This is a genomic window from Flavobacterium psychroterrae (assembly GCF_018380615.1).
Classification (GTDB): Bacteria; Bacteroidota; Bacteroidia; order Flavobacteriales; family Flavobacteriaceae; genus Flavobacterium; species Flavobacterium psychroterrae.
In genome coordinates, this window is record NZ_JAGYVZ010000004.1 from 45586 (window position 1) to 62523 (window position 16938).

Genomic DNA, 16938 nt, shown 5'->3' on the forward strand with positions numbered 1-16938 from the left:
AATGGAACAAAAACTACCGTTGCCACCTTCACGTATGAAACAGCAATAGAAAAAATTCAATTAGCAGAAGACGCCTGGAACAGTCAGGATCCGGAACGAATTTCAAAAGCTTATACAATTGACAGCGAATGGCGAAACCGAGATCAATTTGTAAATGGGAGGGAAGAAATAGTGCGTTTTTTGACTAAAAAATGGCAGAAAGAACAAAACTACAAACTGAAAAAAGAATATTGGGCACATACCGAAAATAGAATTGCAGTCAGGTTTGAATATGAATATCAGGACCTTAACGGAAATTGGTTCAGAGCATACGGAAACGAAAATTGGGAATTTGACGCTAATGGTTTAATGCAAAAAAGATTTGCCAGCATAAACGATCTTGCCATAAACGAGGAAGACAGAAAACTGAAATAATTAATTCAAACTTGGCGGTTCCGGAATTTTAATGCTTCGTTTTATTTTCTTGACAATCAGCAAATAAAAAGTGATTCCGCCTAAAATGATAAGCAAAGCAATTTGCAATTGTCCCAGACTATTATTTTTGTTATACATAGTATTGGCGCTGGCTAATTTTGCTTTTCCTTCCTGAATCTGAATTTGAGATAATGCTTCCAGGGTTTTGATTGCTTCATTGCTTGAAACGGCAATTTTATTCCAATTTTTGTTTGAAACCTGTTTGTTGATCTCTTTACATGAATTTAAAAAAGCATCAAAATATTGTTTTTCCTTATTGGTCAAAACTGTTTTGGCATACAAATTATCAATATCATGAATAATATTTAAAGTGTGAATTATTTCATTTTTTTTAATAGTATCGCTTAAATCCAGTTTTTCGGCTTCTGCTTTTATAAAATGAAGTTGTTTAGAATATTGAAAAATATAATGCGCAACGACCAGTCGGTCTTTATAAATTGCATTAATATTTTCGTTGACATTTTTTGAATTTTGTAGCGTATTAAAATTCCCCAACAAAATGATAAGCATCACAATAAGTAAAATAAAAGCAGCTTTGGTTTTATTGCTGTATTTTTTTAAATCTTTCATAGTGAAGCTTTTTTGTTGGTTTACAAACAGTTAGTTTCTCAAAGATATAGTTTTTGGAGTAGAATAAAATAATTGGTTTTGAGATTTTTGTCAATTCCCAGGGACAAACGGGGCAAAACCTGTTATCAATAATTTTTTCTTACCAACTGCTTTACTAAAATATATACCATTATAATTTCGGCTTTGTTCTTCAAAAAGCTGGATCAGTTTGTATAATTCAGAACCATCTTTTACAATACTGGTTTCAAAATCAATATCTTTTTGAGAAAACTACTTCTAATCAAGTCGTTTCAACTTTACATTTCTTGTGTCGGATAAATCTACTTCAATGAATTTTAAATCTTTGAAGTAGGTATCTATAGAAGATGTTGTTGGATTTCCAGTAGATTCAATAAACGCATTCTTAAATAAAACATTTTGAACTTTTTTAGGTGTTTTAATTTGATTACCTAAAACGTATTTTATATCATTTTCATATCGTTTTTCGTTCTCATTGTATTTTTTTGAGTAATTATAATTAATTTCATAATATCCTTTTTGGAATTTCAATTTTTTGAAATAATAATTATGCCCTGCTCTTCCACAGTAATTACATACTAAATTCATCGTATCGTTTTTTCATATAAATGTAAATTTTCTTACAAAAAAACCTGTTCCCATATCCTCATTTGCCCAAATGGTAGAAATTACTATTGCTTTATTTTTAGAATAAATACTTTCTCTAAGTGACAGCTTCATATCATCATTCAATAAATTGAATACTAATAAATTTTTCCTTTTAATATCAACTGTATCTGATTTTTGTGCATTACATACTTGTATAATAAATAAATAAATAAACAAATAACTAAACTTTTTCATCATTATAGAATTTTAAAACCTTCTTTCAAAGTTTGTGATACAATATCTAAAAGTTCTTGGGCATCAGATGAATTTAAATCACCTTTTGGTTGTATCATAGAAACATGAAAATGTCCTGTTTTTAGTATAGGTCTTATTTCCTTTCTCATTTTTGCAACACGATAAAATATTTCATTTGACAAATAATTACCTCCTTGGACCAGAATAAACTTTTTCTGTCGGAAAATTATCCAAAATAGCTATTTGCTTTTTAGCATAATCATCATTAGTATAATAATCTATTTCATCTTTTTTAGTAACATTATTAATTTAGTTTTTGTCTTCCTCTTTTTTATATGCAATGCAATCTTCTGGGAAGTTATTGATTATAAAACAGCCATTTTTTCTGTTTTTTTTTATGTATTCAAGTAAGTCAATAGAAAAATTTCCTTTGACAAAATGGAATTTTTTTATTCTAATATATTCCAATCTATAATATTTAGGTAGGATGATTTTCACTCGCATGGTATCCTTTTTGTAAATGAAACAGTCAAATTCACTACCTATTTCACTTACAGTTTTGGTCCATACATCCTTTTCTCCTTTTTTGTTTTTTAGATAAATCATATTATTCTGAATTGAAGCATCTCCTTTTTTGAATATTTGTCTACCATTTATATACATATCTTGAATGTTTAAAGTGGTATGCTCTTTAATTCCAGGCTGAGCAAAAGAATTTGAAAAGCAAAAGAAAAAGAATAATATGATTTTTATTGCTCTCATAATATTAATTAGATTTTAGTAATCTTTAGATTTTTCCCAAAACATATTGTCCCCAAAACCTTCTCAGTTTTACAAGGGAATCTATTTACTTTTCTTCTTCCTCTTTTCTATAATTCATACAATCGCAAGGAAAGTTTCTAATTTCAACTAAGGCATAATTTTTAATTTTTAATTTTTTTGCACATTCAAGTATATCAATTAAAAATACCCCTTTTTTGAATTGTAGTTCAATTATAGATAGTTCCATTTCCTTGTACTGATTATAAATTAATTTGATTTTCATTGTATCTTTCTTATATACAAAATTAGTAAAAGATGATTTTTCATTTTTACTTACAGAAATAGATATATCGCTATCAAATTTTTTTTTCATTAACTTTTGCTCAAAGATGAGTTTATAAGTCTTATTGTTTATTCTTTTAAAAAACAATATTTTGCCATTTAATGTTATATTTTTAACTCCAACTGAACTCATATCCAAAGGCTGAGAAAAAGAAAGAAAACAAGAAAATATAAAACAAATTACCATTACATTTTTTAATTTTGTCATAATTATATTTTTGAAATTATATTTTTTATCTCCTCAATTAATATAGTAATTTTTGGATTTATGTCTTCAGTTGATGAATTTCCTCTAACATAATTTTCAATTGGTTTTTCTTGAATTCTTGGTATGTGTAAATGTCCAGTAGCTAGCATAGGTCTCATTTTAGTTCTTAACTTTGCAACCCTATAAAAAATTTCATTCGATAGATAATTACTTCCTGATCCTGATTTTGAAGTTACGTTTTGAATGTCTTTGAGCGAGGATCTAATAACTATTCCTTCTTTATTTTTTAAATTATCACCATGCGTTTCGTCTTGATTAAAAGTCTGGTTAAAATAAGTCCAAAAAGTATCTGATAAATTATTTTGATAAGGAACCATCTTAGCATATGGCAATGTTGTTTCGTAAAACTCTTCTCCTTCTGTAAGTTGCTTAAAATAAGTTTCGTCAAACCCATCTTTAGATTTTCCCCAAAACATATTATCCATAAATCCTCCTCGGTTTTTACAAGGAAATCTATCGACATCAAATCTAAATGCTCCGCCTTGGCTTACCGTAATTATCATATCTACTTCCTGTATAAAAGGCTTTATAAAGGTTTCAATAATACCTTTTCCGCCTTTAAATTCATCAAAATCTTTATAACGTGCAGGACAAACAAGGGTTTGTATAAAATAATCACCTATTGTTTTGCCATGCAATGCAAGTGCATTTATACCACTTGGGTTACTTTGCAAAGGATTCCCAAATCGTATATTTTCTGGCATTTTACGGTCATCATTCAGAACAAACGGGTCAAATCCTGTAATCAATAATTTCTTCTTACCAGCCGCTTTACTAAAATCGATATCATTGTAATTACGGCTTTGTTCTTCAAAAAGCTGGATCAGTTTGTATAATTGAGAACCATCTTTTACAATACTGGTTTCAAAATCTATATCATTCTCAAAAATAGGATTTCTTTTTAATCTTACCTGCATTTTGTTTCTTGCCCAATACAGCGGTCTATCGTCTAGAATACCTGCTTGAACGACTTGTACTGCGGCATCCCAAAGTTTTTTGGCATCGGTTTTCACTCTTTCTTTGATATCGTTGAGTGTTAGATTTTCTGTAAAATTTAAATAACCCGAAAATTCTCTTGAAATTTTAAAAACTTCAGGTTTATCAGATATAAACTTGTTTTCGTAGTTATCAATCAATGCTTTTCCTCCAGAATTATCAGCATTAAACAAACCTATCAATTCTTCGTAATTTCGCAAATAGGCAATTGGTTTTAATTCGTCTTCTTCGTTTAACAATTCAAAGGTTCGGAAATTTAAAATGCCTTTTATAGTAAAGGTATTTAAATCCTCTGCTTTTATTTTGGTTTTATGCAAGTCGTAGTCATAATATTCATGTTCTTCGCTGTACCACAATGTGTTTAAACTAAAAAGGTTTGTTTCGCAAGTATTATTTTGTATTTCCAGGTTCCATTTTAGTTCGTCGATTCTCCAAAATTCCTGGCTGTCGTTTTTTGATTTTCCTTTTACACCAAATTCAATTTTTGTTCCGTCTGTAACTTCTTTGGTAACAATTTTTATTTTTAGCTTTTTGCCATACAAAATATTGGTTGCTATTATGTCTCCCCATTTTGCAATGCTTTCTTGTTTTAAAACTGAATTATTTTCGTCTAAAAATTGTACGCTTACAATATTTGGATGTAATCGTTTTGGCGGATCTTCAGGATCTCCGTAAGTATATTCAGGCGCAGAATAAATAATCGATTTATTAGAATTGATTTCAAATCCCTCTTTTGCATAAATTCTCGTTGTACCGCCAACATTTGTTACTATATTTCCTTTTACTCTTAAATTATATGTCATAATTAGTTATTTTTCTTCGGTTATGGTATAGGTTAAAAAATCTATGGCATGAAACTGTCCTTCAGCATAAAAAGTTTTGTTGGCAATTTCCTGAATTTCTTTTTTGGGTAGCATTATCATTCTCGTTCCATCTGATTTTCGAATTTCATCACCATAATTTTTTAGTACAAAAGGCTCAAAATTAATACGGATATGTTTTGGTGAACTTGTCATGTAATTTTCAAGAGTATCATCATAAGAAACTTCACCATCTTTACGGACCATAAAAGATGCATTATTTTTTGTATTTCTATAGATCCAAATGCTTCCATCTGCTTGATGTATTAAATCTACTCCGCTAACTGTTTTTATCATGTCTAATTAGTTATGTTTAGTATCTTCACCACTGTTATTTTTAATGTCTTTTTTGGAGTTTATTTCATGAGACTCATCGCTGTTTGATATTATACTTCCATTACTTATAATGTTATGATCTTTTTTATGGTCAGATGAAAAATGGCCTTCAATGTTTGCATCATAATTACCGGCAACATATAGAAAATTATCACCTGTAACATTTGTATTTAAAAAGCCCCCAATATTAGTGGACTTATTTATTACTGCCGTTTCAGCAATATTTGTTCCGGCATTATATGTAATCCCTTCTGAGGCATTTACTATAAAATTTTTACAATTGAATGTGATAGTTTCGGTAGAAGTCAAATTCATGTTTTTACTCTCTTCATCAAGATGCAATTCATTTCCGCTTGGATCAGAAAGCCAGATACCTGTTTTTTCGACAAATTTTAATAATTGACCAAATCTAAATTTGAATCCCTTTATCATATTCTTGGGATCGAAGAATTCAGGTTTTGCTTTTCCGTTATAATGTGATCCTGAAACGTAAGGACATTCTATATTTCCTCCTTCAAAATCAACCAGAACTTCATCGCCAATTTCCGGTGTGTAATACGATCCTCTTGCTTCTCCGGCATATTGTTGTTTTACACGAATCCATTCACTTTCGGTATTTCCGCCTGCCCAATAAAATGCTACTTTTACACGTCCCAGTTTTTCCGGATCGTTGTTGTCTTTTATTAATGCAGATTGGGTTTCTGCTTTTCTAAATGTTTCTACATCTGTATAATGCGGCGCGGTAACATCGGCAGGAATCGCCTTAAACTCACAGGTATAATTACCATGTACTTCTGAGTGATGAATAACTTCAATAGCAATAAGTTCATGTTCTACGGTTTGGTTTTCGATGCTAAAAACTTGTCCAACTCCAATGGGTAAATAAGAAGTTCCGCTATAATAAACACTATTGGCATCTTTTCCTGCAGTTTTCAGTTTGACCATTTCTGAAATTTCATCGGCATTTTTTGCTTGATTGGTATAGGATGCTATATTTAAATCGGGCTGCGAAACCGAAGCCTGCCTGTCCAGAACAACCCTTGAAAAACTATCGGCGCTGCCGGTATTTGTTGCAACAGCAGATTTTCTAATTCCTGCTGCGCTATTATAATCATAACCGGCAAACGAAGCTTTATGTGATACGAGATTGGTTTCTATACAAAAATTATGTAAGGATGACCTGTTAATTAATTTTACTTTACTGGTTTTGGTTTGCCCTAACTGAATACGCATTCCGTCAAAATAAAACCATTGTCCGTGTCGTGCCGAAAGACGTTTTAGAAATTCAAAACTGGTTTCGTTATATTGTGTTTTAAGATCAAATATTTTAGTAAAAGTGGGTTCAATCGAGTCTCTTTGATAAAACTCGCCCGCAGTTTCTTCAGCAAAAATATTTATGGCAATTTCTTTAAGACTTCGGTCTGAAAAAATTCTTGACTTTTTTAAATCATCTAATAAAATGGTGTGGCTTATTCCTGTAACATGCAAACCAAGAGGACTTCCGTCAACATCAACTGATTTTAACTTAGTGATTATACCTTTAGACATTAATCGAATCCCTGACTGGCTTTTAAAAGTAAAAATTACTTCCCTGCCTTCATATTTTCTAAGAGCCGCTGCCTGATCTGCGGGTTTAATCACCGGCGAGGCTGTATATTGCCATGTAAATGAAAAATGATGATGATCCATCATTGTCTGGGTTAATTTTAAATCATAATAAACAATATTTTGTGTAAACTCATCTATTGTAATATGTACCTGCTCTGCAAAATGTGACATGATTTTTATTTTAATATTGGTCTATAATTTTAATCTAATGAAATCCAGTTGTTCGAGAATTTAGCATTTCCAAAAATGATTTCCTTTGCAACAATCTCCAGTGTAATTTTCATAGGGACAGCATTTGTGCTTGTAAATTGTTCGCGGTAATTGATACAAAAACCTTTTACAAATTTGAGTTCCTTCATTTTGCTCATGGCATCTCTTCTATAAAATACAATTTTGCCATCTTTGGTTAACGTGCTGTTCAGCATCCAGGATAAAAAATCAGTACTTTGGGTTGCTTCAATTACTATATTAATAGTTCCTCCTTTTGGTTCGCCCATTGGTTTACCGGTAGAATCTTTTCCCTGAGTAAATTGGGTATCAAAATCGAGTACATTAAATTCTTGTCCGTCGATATGTAATTTGGATAGAAAACTCATTTGTATATTTTTAATTGGTTAATTATTGGATATGTAAAATTTAATTTTACTATTTGTTCTGGACTTAAAAGATTTGTAGGGAAGAACATATCGTTGCCCCATACAAAAAAAAAGATGCCACTTTTTCTTTTTTTTGAGAGTGTAATCTTTACGGATGTGTTTTTTAAAATAATCAATAGCCATTGCTATAACTACTTCTTTAGTCCTGAAAGAATATTTTATCCCATCGCAGATATATCTATTTCCAATAACAGGATAGTACTGCTCATCATTAATGATTAGTTTTTTTGGAATTGTCAACCAAAAATTTCCTTCTTGATCTTTGAATGAATAATGTGAATCGCAAATGGTAAAGAGGGTACCATTACTGGTATCTAAAACAGAGTTAAGTGTAATATTTTTATTGTCGTTTAAAACAACAACTGGAGAGTAATACTTTTTAGATATTAATTCTCTGGCTTTTTCTTCTAATTGCATAACAAAATTTACTTATTGTTTTACTAAATCGTTGTAGTAAATGTATTGTAGACTTATTTTGCTAATTGCCACCAAAAGTTATTAGAGTATTAGAATAAGGTTTTTATTATGAGAAATGAATTTTTGGAATCTTAGTCTTTTAAATTTGAAACAACTTTAAAAAAAAATGCTGTAAAACATAAGTCTTACAGCATTTTTTTAGATTTTAAGAATGAAATAATTACTCCACCACCAATTCCTCAGTATCTTTTTCTCCTCTAAAAAAGATAAACTGAATAAGCAACGATAATACAATTGTTAAAATAGCCCCGATAAAATTCAGCCATAAATAACCTAATTTTTCCTGACGGTAAATCATGAAATAGTAAATGAAAAATATGGTTGTTTGACTAATAAGAGCGCTTATAAACATTGCTTTTGCTTTTACGCGACGCAGGTAGAATCCAACCAAAAAGATTCCTAAAACAGTTCCGTAAAAGATGGAACCAATAATATTTACCAGCTGAATCAAATTTTCAAATAAAGTTCCTACACAGGCGAAAAGTATTGCAACTATTCCCCAAAATAAAGTAAAAAATTTAGTTGCATTAAGATAATGTTTATCTGATTTTTCGGTTTTAAGGTTTCGTTTATAAATGTCAATTGCTGTTGTAGATGCCAAAGCATTTAATCCAGAAGCAGTTGATGACATTGCTGCTGAAAGAATTACGGCTAATAATAAACCAATAAGTCCTTTGGGTAAATAATTAAGGATGAAGTGAAAAAACACATAATCTTTATCGTTCGTTTCGCTTCGTGGATCGGCTCTTAAAATAATTTCTTTGGCTCGTTCACGTAAATCTTTTTCTTTGTTTGATAAAGTAACTAATTCTTTTCGCAAAATAGGATTGTCAAAATCCTGATTCAACTGGTCGATGTACAACAAATTGATTACTTTTTTATCTTCAGAAAGGGTAATTAATTTTTTTTCTAGACCGTGATATTCCTCTTTATAAGCTGATTTTTCAATAACCGCTTTATTATTCGGATTAAAATTCAAAGGAACAGGATTGAACTGAAAAAATACAAAAACCATAACTCCGGTTAATAGTATAAAAAATTGCATTGGTACTTTTAAAAGGCCGTTCATGATTAATCCCATTTGGCTTTCACGAACCGATTTTCCTGATAAATAACGACCAACCTGAGATTGATCAGTTCCGAAATAGGCGAGGGCAAGAAAAAAACCACCCGTAATCCCGCTCCAGAAAGTATATTTTTCCTCAGGATTAAAAGAAAAGTCCACAATATTCATCTTATCATTTGCACCTGCAATATGCAAGGCGCTTGTAAAAGTCATATCATTTGGCAAATAATGCAAAATCAGGAAAAATGTGATGATCATTCCCGACATAATCACAAACATTTGTTGCTTTTGAGTTACATTTACCGCTTTTGTTCCTCCTGAAAAAGTGTAAATAATTACCAAAACTCCAATCATGATATTCATCAGGGTTAAATTCCAGCCTAAAAGTGCTGATAAAATAATCGCAGGAGCATAAATGGTAAGTCCGGTTCCTAAACCTCTTTGAACCAGAAATAAAATCGCAGCCAGTGAACGCGTTTTTAAGTCAAATCTTTTCTCTAAAAATTCATAAGCGGTAAAGACTTTATTTTTATGATATAGCGGAATAAAAGTAACACAAATGACAATCATGGCAATTGGCAATCCAAAATAAAACTGCACAAAACCCATCCCGTCATGATACGCTTGTCCGGGAGTCGATAGAAAAGTAATGGCGCTGGCTTGTGTTGCCATAACCGATAGTCCTACCGTATACCACGGAGTTTCGTTATTGCCAAGAATAAAATCCTCGACGTTTTTACTTCCTTTGGTTTTCCAGGAACCATACCCAACAATAAATAAAAGTGTAACAATAAGTACGATCCAATCAAATAGTTGCATAGGTTATGAGTATAATTGCATGATTAAGAAAAAAATTACAATGTAAATTGCATTGGCTACCAAAACATAAGTGTAGCTTTTTTTCCATTTTTTTTCTTTTTTAGCTTCCATATTTTGAATGTTTTATTTCTTTAATTCTTGTTTTGGAGCTTCTACAGGCTGTTTTAACGAAATCATATTCGATAATAATCGATATGCTCCGGCAACACCTTCTGGTAATTCTCTAAAAAAGCTCAAACCGGTGTAAATATAATATCCTTTTCCGTAAGGAGCGACTAATAACGCACCATTTTTAGGAGATTCGCCTTTGTCGTGCGATGACAGAATAGGAGTGAAGGCAGGATCGTATTGATCCGGATAGTACAAACCTTGTTCTTGTTTCCAGCCTTCAAAATCTTTTGTAGTAATTTTATTTGGCGTATTTAAAATAGGATGATTTGGTGCCAGAAAAGTAACTTTTGCATTCTCTTCGGTAACTCGATCAATTGATATTTTTAACGGATATGGCGCAATTTGATCTGTTACAGTTTTGCCATAAGTATTGTATTGTACAATCATGTTTTTACCGCTTTTTACAAAATTAAAAAGTATATTTTGCTTGTTTGCCAAAGCGTTTACGGTATTGTAAGCACGAACTCCCGTAATAACGACATTGAAAGAATCCAGTTTTTCTGGTGTGATTTCTTCCGGTTTTATGATTGTAACTTTATATCCCATTTGGGCTAAACTTTCAGGAACTTCGTCGCCGGCACCCATAATATAAGCAATGGCATCTCCGTTTGTTTTTAAATCAATACGAATACATTTAGATTCCGCAGGTTTTAAAACCATTTGTTTTGTAATATGACTGTATTCAATAATCGTCTGATCTTTATCAAAACGTTTATTGTCTACAATTGCAATGCTCTTGGCTACAGCTTCTTCAGGATTTACGGGCGGTGTGACTTCAAAATAAAAAATTTGTTCGGTTCCTTTTTTCTCTAAACTAAAAGCAATTTCTTTAGGAGAAACATTCCAGCTTTTAGGTAAATCTAATTGTAATTTTCCTTTTATTGCATCTTTTCCGGCGCGCACTTTTACAGGAATCATTTTGCTTTTTGTACTTCCAAAAATTAGAACTTTTTCTAAAATTGATGTTGTAACTTCAGGAACAATATCCAGAAAATTATACATTTCGCCTTTTACTCCATCATTGTATTTGTAAACAACAGTTCGTTCAAAAGGTATTTCCACTCCGTTTATTCTAATATTAAAAGCAACTTTTACCTGTCTGATGATATCTGGAATACCAATATTTTCCTGATTTGTAACCGTATACATTCCTACACTTGCTTTTTCTTTTAACCAATAAGGCTGCGTGTATTCAATAGTATCAGGTAATTGAATCTGGAAATTTATTTTTTGATCGTTATTATTTTTTAATGCAATATTCTGAACCGTATTTTTATTATCCGGTAATGATGTAATGCTGGTCAATTGCATTTCGGCAGCAGACCTGTTTATGGCTTCAAGGCTTAATCTTATTGTGCTACCCGGCGTTGCTTCCTGTTCGGTGGCAACAGCTTCAAGATATAAACCTGAACAAGATGCAATTATGTTTTTTATTGCGGTTGATTTTACTGCTTTCCAATGATCATCTTGTAAAGCTTCGATCATAGAATAGGCTTTTACCAAATCCGGAATACTTGCTGACGGATTGCTAAAGTCATATTTTGCTATTATATTAGAAATTAAATCGCCAATAGGTTTTCCGTTTTTAACGCGGTTCCATGAAGTGTCAATGCCATCAAATAAATCATCGCGTTCTTTAGGATTATCCCCATTTATAAGTTCTAAATATTCCGTTTCCTGACCCCGAGCACCAGTACTTCCAAAACCTTGTGATTGATGTCGGCTTCTGCTTAAAGCGGCAATTTCCTGATTTGATTTTCCAATTCCCGTATAATAAACTCCAGTTTCTAACTTAGTGAATTTTGATTTATTAGCAGCATCAAATTTTTCCTGACTTCCGTAAAACCACCATGAAGGGTTAAAAAACTGGCGTTTTACCTGCCACGGTTTTACATATTTTAGTTGTTCCGGATATATTTTTGGATCATTAGTCAATTTAAAACTTTCTACGCTTAACATTGCAGATGATGTATGATGTCCGTGTGTTGTTCCCGGAGAACGATGATCAAATCTATTGATGATTACGTCCGGTTGAAATTTTCTAATCGTCCACACTACGTCAGCCAGAACTTTGTCCTTGTCCCAGATTTCTAATGTTTCATCCGGATTTTTTGAGTAGCCAAAATCATTGGCACGAGAAAAAAACTGTTCACCGCCATCAATTTTTCTGGCTTCAATTAATTCCTGAGTTCTTATAACACCTAACAATTCACGCAATTGCGAACCTATTAAATTCTGACCTCCATCTCCGCGGGTTAGTGATAAATAACCGGTTCTGGCATTCATTTCGTTTGCCATATAAGAGATTAATCGGGTATTTTCGTCATCCGGATGCGCTGCCAAATAGAGAACCGAACCTAAAAAGTTTAGTTTTTTAATTTGATTGTAAATTTCGACAGAGGTTGGTTTTTGTGGTTGTTGTGCAAATGAAATGGAAATTCCTGCTAAAAAAATAAGAAGAATTTGAATTTTAATTTTTCGCATAGCGTAGTTAAATGTTTGAAAGAGGCTCAAAAATACTAATTATATTTTTGAAGAGTATTTAAATGAAATGTTAATGTTTGGTTATTGATTTCCTTTTTTAAGAAAATTAATAAAAAAAAGAGAGTATCAAAAATTGATACTCTCTTGTATGGTGATAGATTATCTTCTTCCACCGTGTCCGTGATGATCATCGCGGTCATGTCTGTCATCTCTATCATGTCTATCACCTCTGTCGTGTTTGTCATGATGTTTATCATAACGTTTGTACTCTTTATGATCGTGACGAGGCTCGTTATAACCGTAAACGGCTCTTGGTCTGTAAGGTCTTTGAGGTGCTCCGTGATATCCTTTATAATACGTTACTCTGTGACGGTTAAAATGGTTGTAAGGAGTTCTACCGTGGTAATCATTTAAACATACTTTATAACCTCCGTATAAATCATAGTTTCTGTATTGTCTTGGTAAATAAGTTGTTCTGATCCATCTTCCTCCTCCAAAATAAATAAACTGAGAAGCTCTAACATCATAATACGATTCAATATCCGGCAAGTAATAATATTCTGTTTCAGCATATCCTGAAGGTCCCCATGCTGGAGGCGTTCCTATGTTAACGTTAATTGAAACCTGAGCTTGTGTGGCACTTGCAACCAAAAGAAATAAACCTGCGATTGCTATTTTTATTGTTTTCATTTTGTTTAGTTTTAATGTTAAATGTTATTCCTGTTTAGGGATATTCATATACTGTGCCAAAAATGAAAACGTGATGTAGTTCGTCGGATATAAAATACTTTTTAACGAGTAGTTTATAGTATGTTATTTTGTAAATATTTGATTTATAAAAAGTTCTGAAATGATTAAAAATTTGAAAAAAAAATATTTTCTTTTCTTTATCTATAATCGACGGCTCTTGGTTTAGCCAGCTCAAAATTCTGCATTCCATCATAATCTGTAGTTTCAAATGTATTGGTTTTAAATACATTATCTCCCTGATATGGAATTGTTGGATAATACGACAGCGAAAGTTGAAATGAACTGAATACTAAGTAGTCATTACTAATTAATAAACCTATCGTTAGTTTTGAGTAGGTTTTATTTCGCGCTATTACATCGTTTGGATTTCCTAGTGAGGCAATCGTATAATTAAAATAGGGATTAATACGAAATCCCCACAATGCATAAGGCGAATAGGTTTGTGTTTGAAGTGATAAAAGCATTTTATCTGTTCCGTATATCGCGCTGTTAAATCCAGCTAAACCATTTTGTTCATTGATATTCAATTGATCTCCAATAATATTTTCGCGATTTATACCAATCACTACTTTTGGATTAACAAATTGTCTTAGTTTCCATCTACCTATTTTGTAAAGCTTTGTAAAATAATTAGTTTCGATTGAAAATGCGGTTTGGTACGTTTTTGACTGTTGAATGAATGTTCCAGCTTCAAAATTCATACTTAAAAATCCTAATCGGTAATAATTTCCAAAAGAAAACTGACCGCCAACATACGGCCGCCAAAAGGTGTTTTTATACTGATATCCTAAAGTAATACCGTAAATACGCCCAATGGGAACATCTTCGGTTTGTCCGTTTCTGAAAATGTAATTGTCTTTGATAAATTTACGTCGGTTCAAACCAATTCCGGCAAGAATTAGTTTTTCATCAGAATAAAAATTATTAGGATCGTAAAGAGAAGATGGCGATTCAGTAACATCTACATTCAAAAAACGTGCGGTTGCTACTAAATTGGTAATTCCGTTTTGATCCTCAAAAACCTTACTTGCATGACCTGCCCAGAAATCCTGAAAATTATTTTTAAAAGGCTGAAAAGCATATGTTAAATCAGGCGCCTGCAAAGTATCTCTGCGGAAAACTTGTCCTAGATAAGCACCACCTGCCCATTTAGTTAAAGGAGAATAAAAGAGCCGTTCAATATTTATACTTTTAGTATAATTATTGTCAAGATCCATTTTGTAATATAATGTCGTTCCTATGTACGTATTTTTAATATTCGGAATAGTATAAGTTACTTCATTAGAATTTCGTCCGTCATCAAATCTATTGGCAAATCGATATTCAAGCTGTTGCCCGGAACCAAAAAAGTCTTTCTCTTTTAATCCTACAGAAACCTGATTACTGGAAATTGAAAATTTTGGGATTGTACTCCATGAATCTAAAACCCGAATGGTAACATCGATAGAATCTGAGGCTGCACCAACAAGTTTGTTAGTAATTCTTACCGCAGTTACATATTTCTGGGAACGAATTAAACGCTCAGATTCTTGTACTTTATAAGTATTGTAAACAGAATTTCGTTTGAACAATAATAAATTTTTGATTGCTATTTTTTTGGTTTTCAAATGCAATCTGTTTCCCGTTCTTTCTCCCCAATTTCTTGGTCTTTGAGTAGAGTCAGAGATCGAATATCCAAAAGGATCAAGCGTAACAATATTTATATTTCTGATAATTTTTCCGCTAAAATCTGTAGTGTCATTTTGTACCAGAATTTCTTTTTTTCGAGGTTTGCTTCCTCTAAATAATAGTTTGTGCAAAGTTTGCGTAAACTTATTTTTTTTAGAATAATTCTTGATTTTTTTATAAACTTCTATACTGTCCTTTTTCTCGTGACCATCTTTTTTAGATTTATCTTTTTGACCATAGGTACTTTGCAAGCAAAAGCACAACAAGATGAAAAAAATTATATTTTTATTTATAGACATTAGTTAAAGAGACTGGCTTAAAGTTATTTTTTATAATATGAATGTATGAAATTAATAAGATTATTTTGTAAAAAAAAAGAAATTCTATTTAGTTTTCGACCTTAGCTTTTCGAATTCTCCAGGTAAATCTTCTCGGCATATGATTCCCCATCAAATAACCCCATGGTTCTAAAGATTCGATTCGGTCAAATATTATTTTTAAAATGGCTAAAAGCGGAATGGCTAAAAACATACCCGATATTCCTGCCGAAGCGCCGCCAATGATAATTCCGATAATAGAAACAAAAGCATTAATTTCTACCTTAGAATTTATAATTAAAGGAACAAGTAAGTTATTGTCTATCAATTGAACAATTATATTTACAATCAAAATTCCTGTAATAACGGACATTTCCGCAGAACCAGTTAATGATGCTAATACGGTGATTATACCCGCAATTAAAATTCCGATGTATGGAATTAAATTCAAAATTCCTGTAATCAATCCTAATAGAATAAAATATTTAATTCCGATAATCCAAAGTCCTAAACTTGTTAAAACAGATACGACCAGCATTTCAAGAATAAGGCTCACAATATAATTATTAATAGAAACTTTAATTTGTGATAAGATGCCTTTTAAAGCGGCATGATCTTCTTTGTCAACCAATTTGGCCAAAAACAAAATAAAATGATCTTTATATAAAAGGAATAAAAAAGTATAAATTGGGATAATAGTACAATCTACAAGCAAATCTGTTATAGACAGTATTGCAGATCCTATAGTTGCCTTTCCGTTTTGGACAGAATCTTTTGCAACAGTATCTAAATATTTTTTTTGTTCGCCAATACTAACATGAAAACTATCTTTTATAAATTTATGAATATCAGTTATAAAGGTATTTGCGTTTTTCTTTATAGTATCAAAATCATTGGCAATATCACTAACCTGATAAGAAATAAAAACCAAAATACCCACAATAAAAGCCGCAAAGATTAATATGCAACAAGCTGCAGCAAGATGTCGGGGAAATTTTAATCTGGTATTTAAAAAGGTGAAAATTGGGACTAATAATACTGCAAATAAAAAGGCCATTAATACCGGGGTAATAATGTCTTTTCCGATACAGAATATAAAAGCGAAAGAAATAAAGCTAACTAATATAAAGGCAAGTTTAGCATAAAGCGGTAATTTTATGGTGCGAATCATGTTTTTGTGTGAATTAGTAAAAACTAGAAATTGGTTAAGCAAATATTATATTTTTATTAAAATAGAACGTTTTAGCTTTCTTGTAATAGTTTATAAAATTCCCATTATGATATTGAGGTTTTTAAATTTTTTTGCTACGAATGTCACGAATTAGCTCGAATTTTCTTTTTGCTAAAGATTAAATGATTTTGAAAATCTGCTTTAAGTGCGTGAAATTTTTTACCACAAATTACACAAATTAGCACAATTTTTTTTGCCACAAATTAAAAAGATTATAAAGAT

At 31.5% G+C, this 16938-nt stretch carries 16 protein-coding genes and 1 pseudogene; 1 reads left to right on the forward strand and 16 read right to left on the reverse strand.

Translation table 11 applies throughout. The annotated features are described in order from the left end of the window. The first annotated feature begins 1 nt into the window (after position 1). Positions 2-414: pseudogene (locus KHA90_RS05780) on the forward strand (DUF1348 family protein). Here the strand turns inward: KHA90_RS05780 and KHA90_RS05785 are convergent. From KHA90_RS05785 to KHA90_RS05860, 16 genes are all read right to left on the reverse strand, one after another. Beyond that, entirely contained in the window at positions 415-1044 is a 630-nt protein-coding gene (locus KHA90_RS05785; RefSeq protein ID WP_213296314.1) for an MCP four helix bundle domain-containing protein, read from the reverse strand. A 276-nt stretch (positions 1045-1320) separates the two neighbouring features. After that, positions 1321-1650, reverse strand: coding sequence for a hypothetical protein (locus tag KHA90_RS05790; RefSeq protein ID WP_213296317.1), 330 nt, complete (start codon positions 1648-1650; stop codon positions 1321-1323). Positions 1651-1662: 12 nt separating this feature from the next. Continuing rightward, a complete protein-coding gene (locus KHA90_RS05795; RefSeq protein ID WP_213296319.1) occupies positions 1663-1908 on the reverse strand; it encodes a hypothetical protein in 246 nt (81 codons plus the stop codon). After that, a complete protein-coding gene (locus KHA90_RS05800) occupies positions 1908-2054 on the reverse strand; it encodes a hypothetical protein (RefSeq protein ID WP_213296321.1) in 147 nt (48 codons plus the stop codon). Before KHA90_RS05800 ends, KHA90_RS05795 begins: the two co-directional genes overlap by 1 nt. A 160-nt stretch (positions 2055-2214) precedes the next feature. Next, on the reverse strand, positions 2215-2667 hold the full coding sequence (locus KHA90_RS05805) for a hypothetical protein (RefSeq protein ID WP_213296323.1): 453 nt from the start codon (positions 2665-2667) through the stop codon (positions 2215-2217). 85 nt (positions 2668-2752) lie between these two features. Then, positions 2753-3217 carry a hypothetical protein gene (locus KHA90_RS05810; protein WP_213296325.1) on the reverse strand — a complete coding sequence of 155 codons (465 nt, stop codon included), beginning with the start codon at positions 3215-3217 and terminating at the stop codon, positions 2753-2755. A 2-nt stretch (positions 3218-3219) separates the two neighbouring features. Further along, positions 3220-5076: a C15 family peptidase gene (locus KHA90_RS05815; RefSeq protein ID WP_213296327.1), complete on the reverse strand. Its 1857-nt coding sequence runs from the start codon at positions 5074-5076 to the stop codon at positions 3220-3222. A 6-nt stretch (positions 5077-5082) separates the two neighbouring features. Further along, positions 5083-5430 (reverse strand): hypothetical protein, encoded by a 348-nt coding sequence (locus KHA90_RS05820; RefSeq protein WP_213296329.1) that lies wholly within the window; start codon positions 5428-5430, stop codon positions 5083-5085. Between the two features lie 6 nt (positions 5431-5436). Then, positions 5437-7248, reverse strand: coding sequence for a type VI secretion system Vgr family protein (locus KHA90_RS05825; protein WP_213296331.1), 1812 nt, complete (start codon positions 7246-7248; stop codon positions 5437-5439). 29 nt (positions 7249-7277) lie between these two features. Continuing rightward, complete coding sequence (gene tssD, locus KHA90_RS05830) at positions 7278-7673, reverse strand: type VI secretion system tube protein TssD (RefSeq protein WP_213296333.1); 396 nt, start codon at positions 7671-7673, stop codon at positions 7278-7280. Positions 7674-7691: 18 nt separating this feature from the next. Further along, on the reverse strand, positions 7692-8150 hold the full coding sequence (locus tag KHA90_RS05835; protein WP_213296335.1) for a hypothetical protein: 459 nt from the start codon (positions 8148-8150) through the stop codon (positions 7692-7694). 220 nt (positions 8151-8370) lie between these two features. Beyond that, complete coding sequence (locus tag KHA90_RS05840) at positions 8371-10095, reverse strand: sodium:solute symporter (RefSeq protein ID WP_213296337.1); 1725 nt, start codon at positions 10093-10095, stop codon at positions 8371-8373. Between the two features lie 123 nt (positions 10096-10218). Then, positions 10219-12750 carry a PIG-L family deacetylase gene (locus KHA90_RS05845; protein ID WP_213296340.1) on the reverse strand — a complete coding sequence of 844 codons (2532 nt, stop codon included), beginning with the start codon at positions 12748-12750 and terminating at the stop codon, positions 10219-10221. A 159-nt stretch (positions 12751-12909) separates the two neighbouring features. After that, a complete protein-coding gene (locus tag KHA90_RS05850; protein ID WP_213296342.1) occupies positions 12910-13440 on the reverse strand; it encodes a hypothetical protein in 531 nt (176 codons plus the stop codon). A 197-nt stretch (positions 13441-13637) separates the two neighbouring features. Beyond that, positions 13638-15419 (reverse strand): hypothetical protein, encoded by a 1782-nt coding sequence (locus tag KHA90_RS05855; protein WP_317197380.1) that lies wholly within the window; start codon positions 15417-15419, stop codon positions 13638-13640. Between the two features lie 136 nt (positions 15420-15555). After that, positions 15556-16656, reverse strand: coding sequence for an AI-2E family transporter (locus KHA90_RS05860; RefSeq protein WP_213296346.1), 1101 nt, complete (start codon positions 16654-16656; stop codon positions 15556-15558). Positions 16657-16938 lie beyond the last annotated feature (282 nt).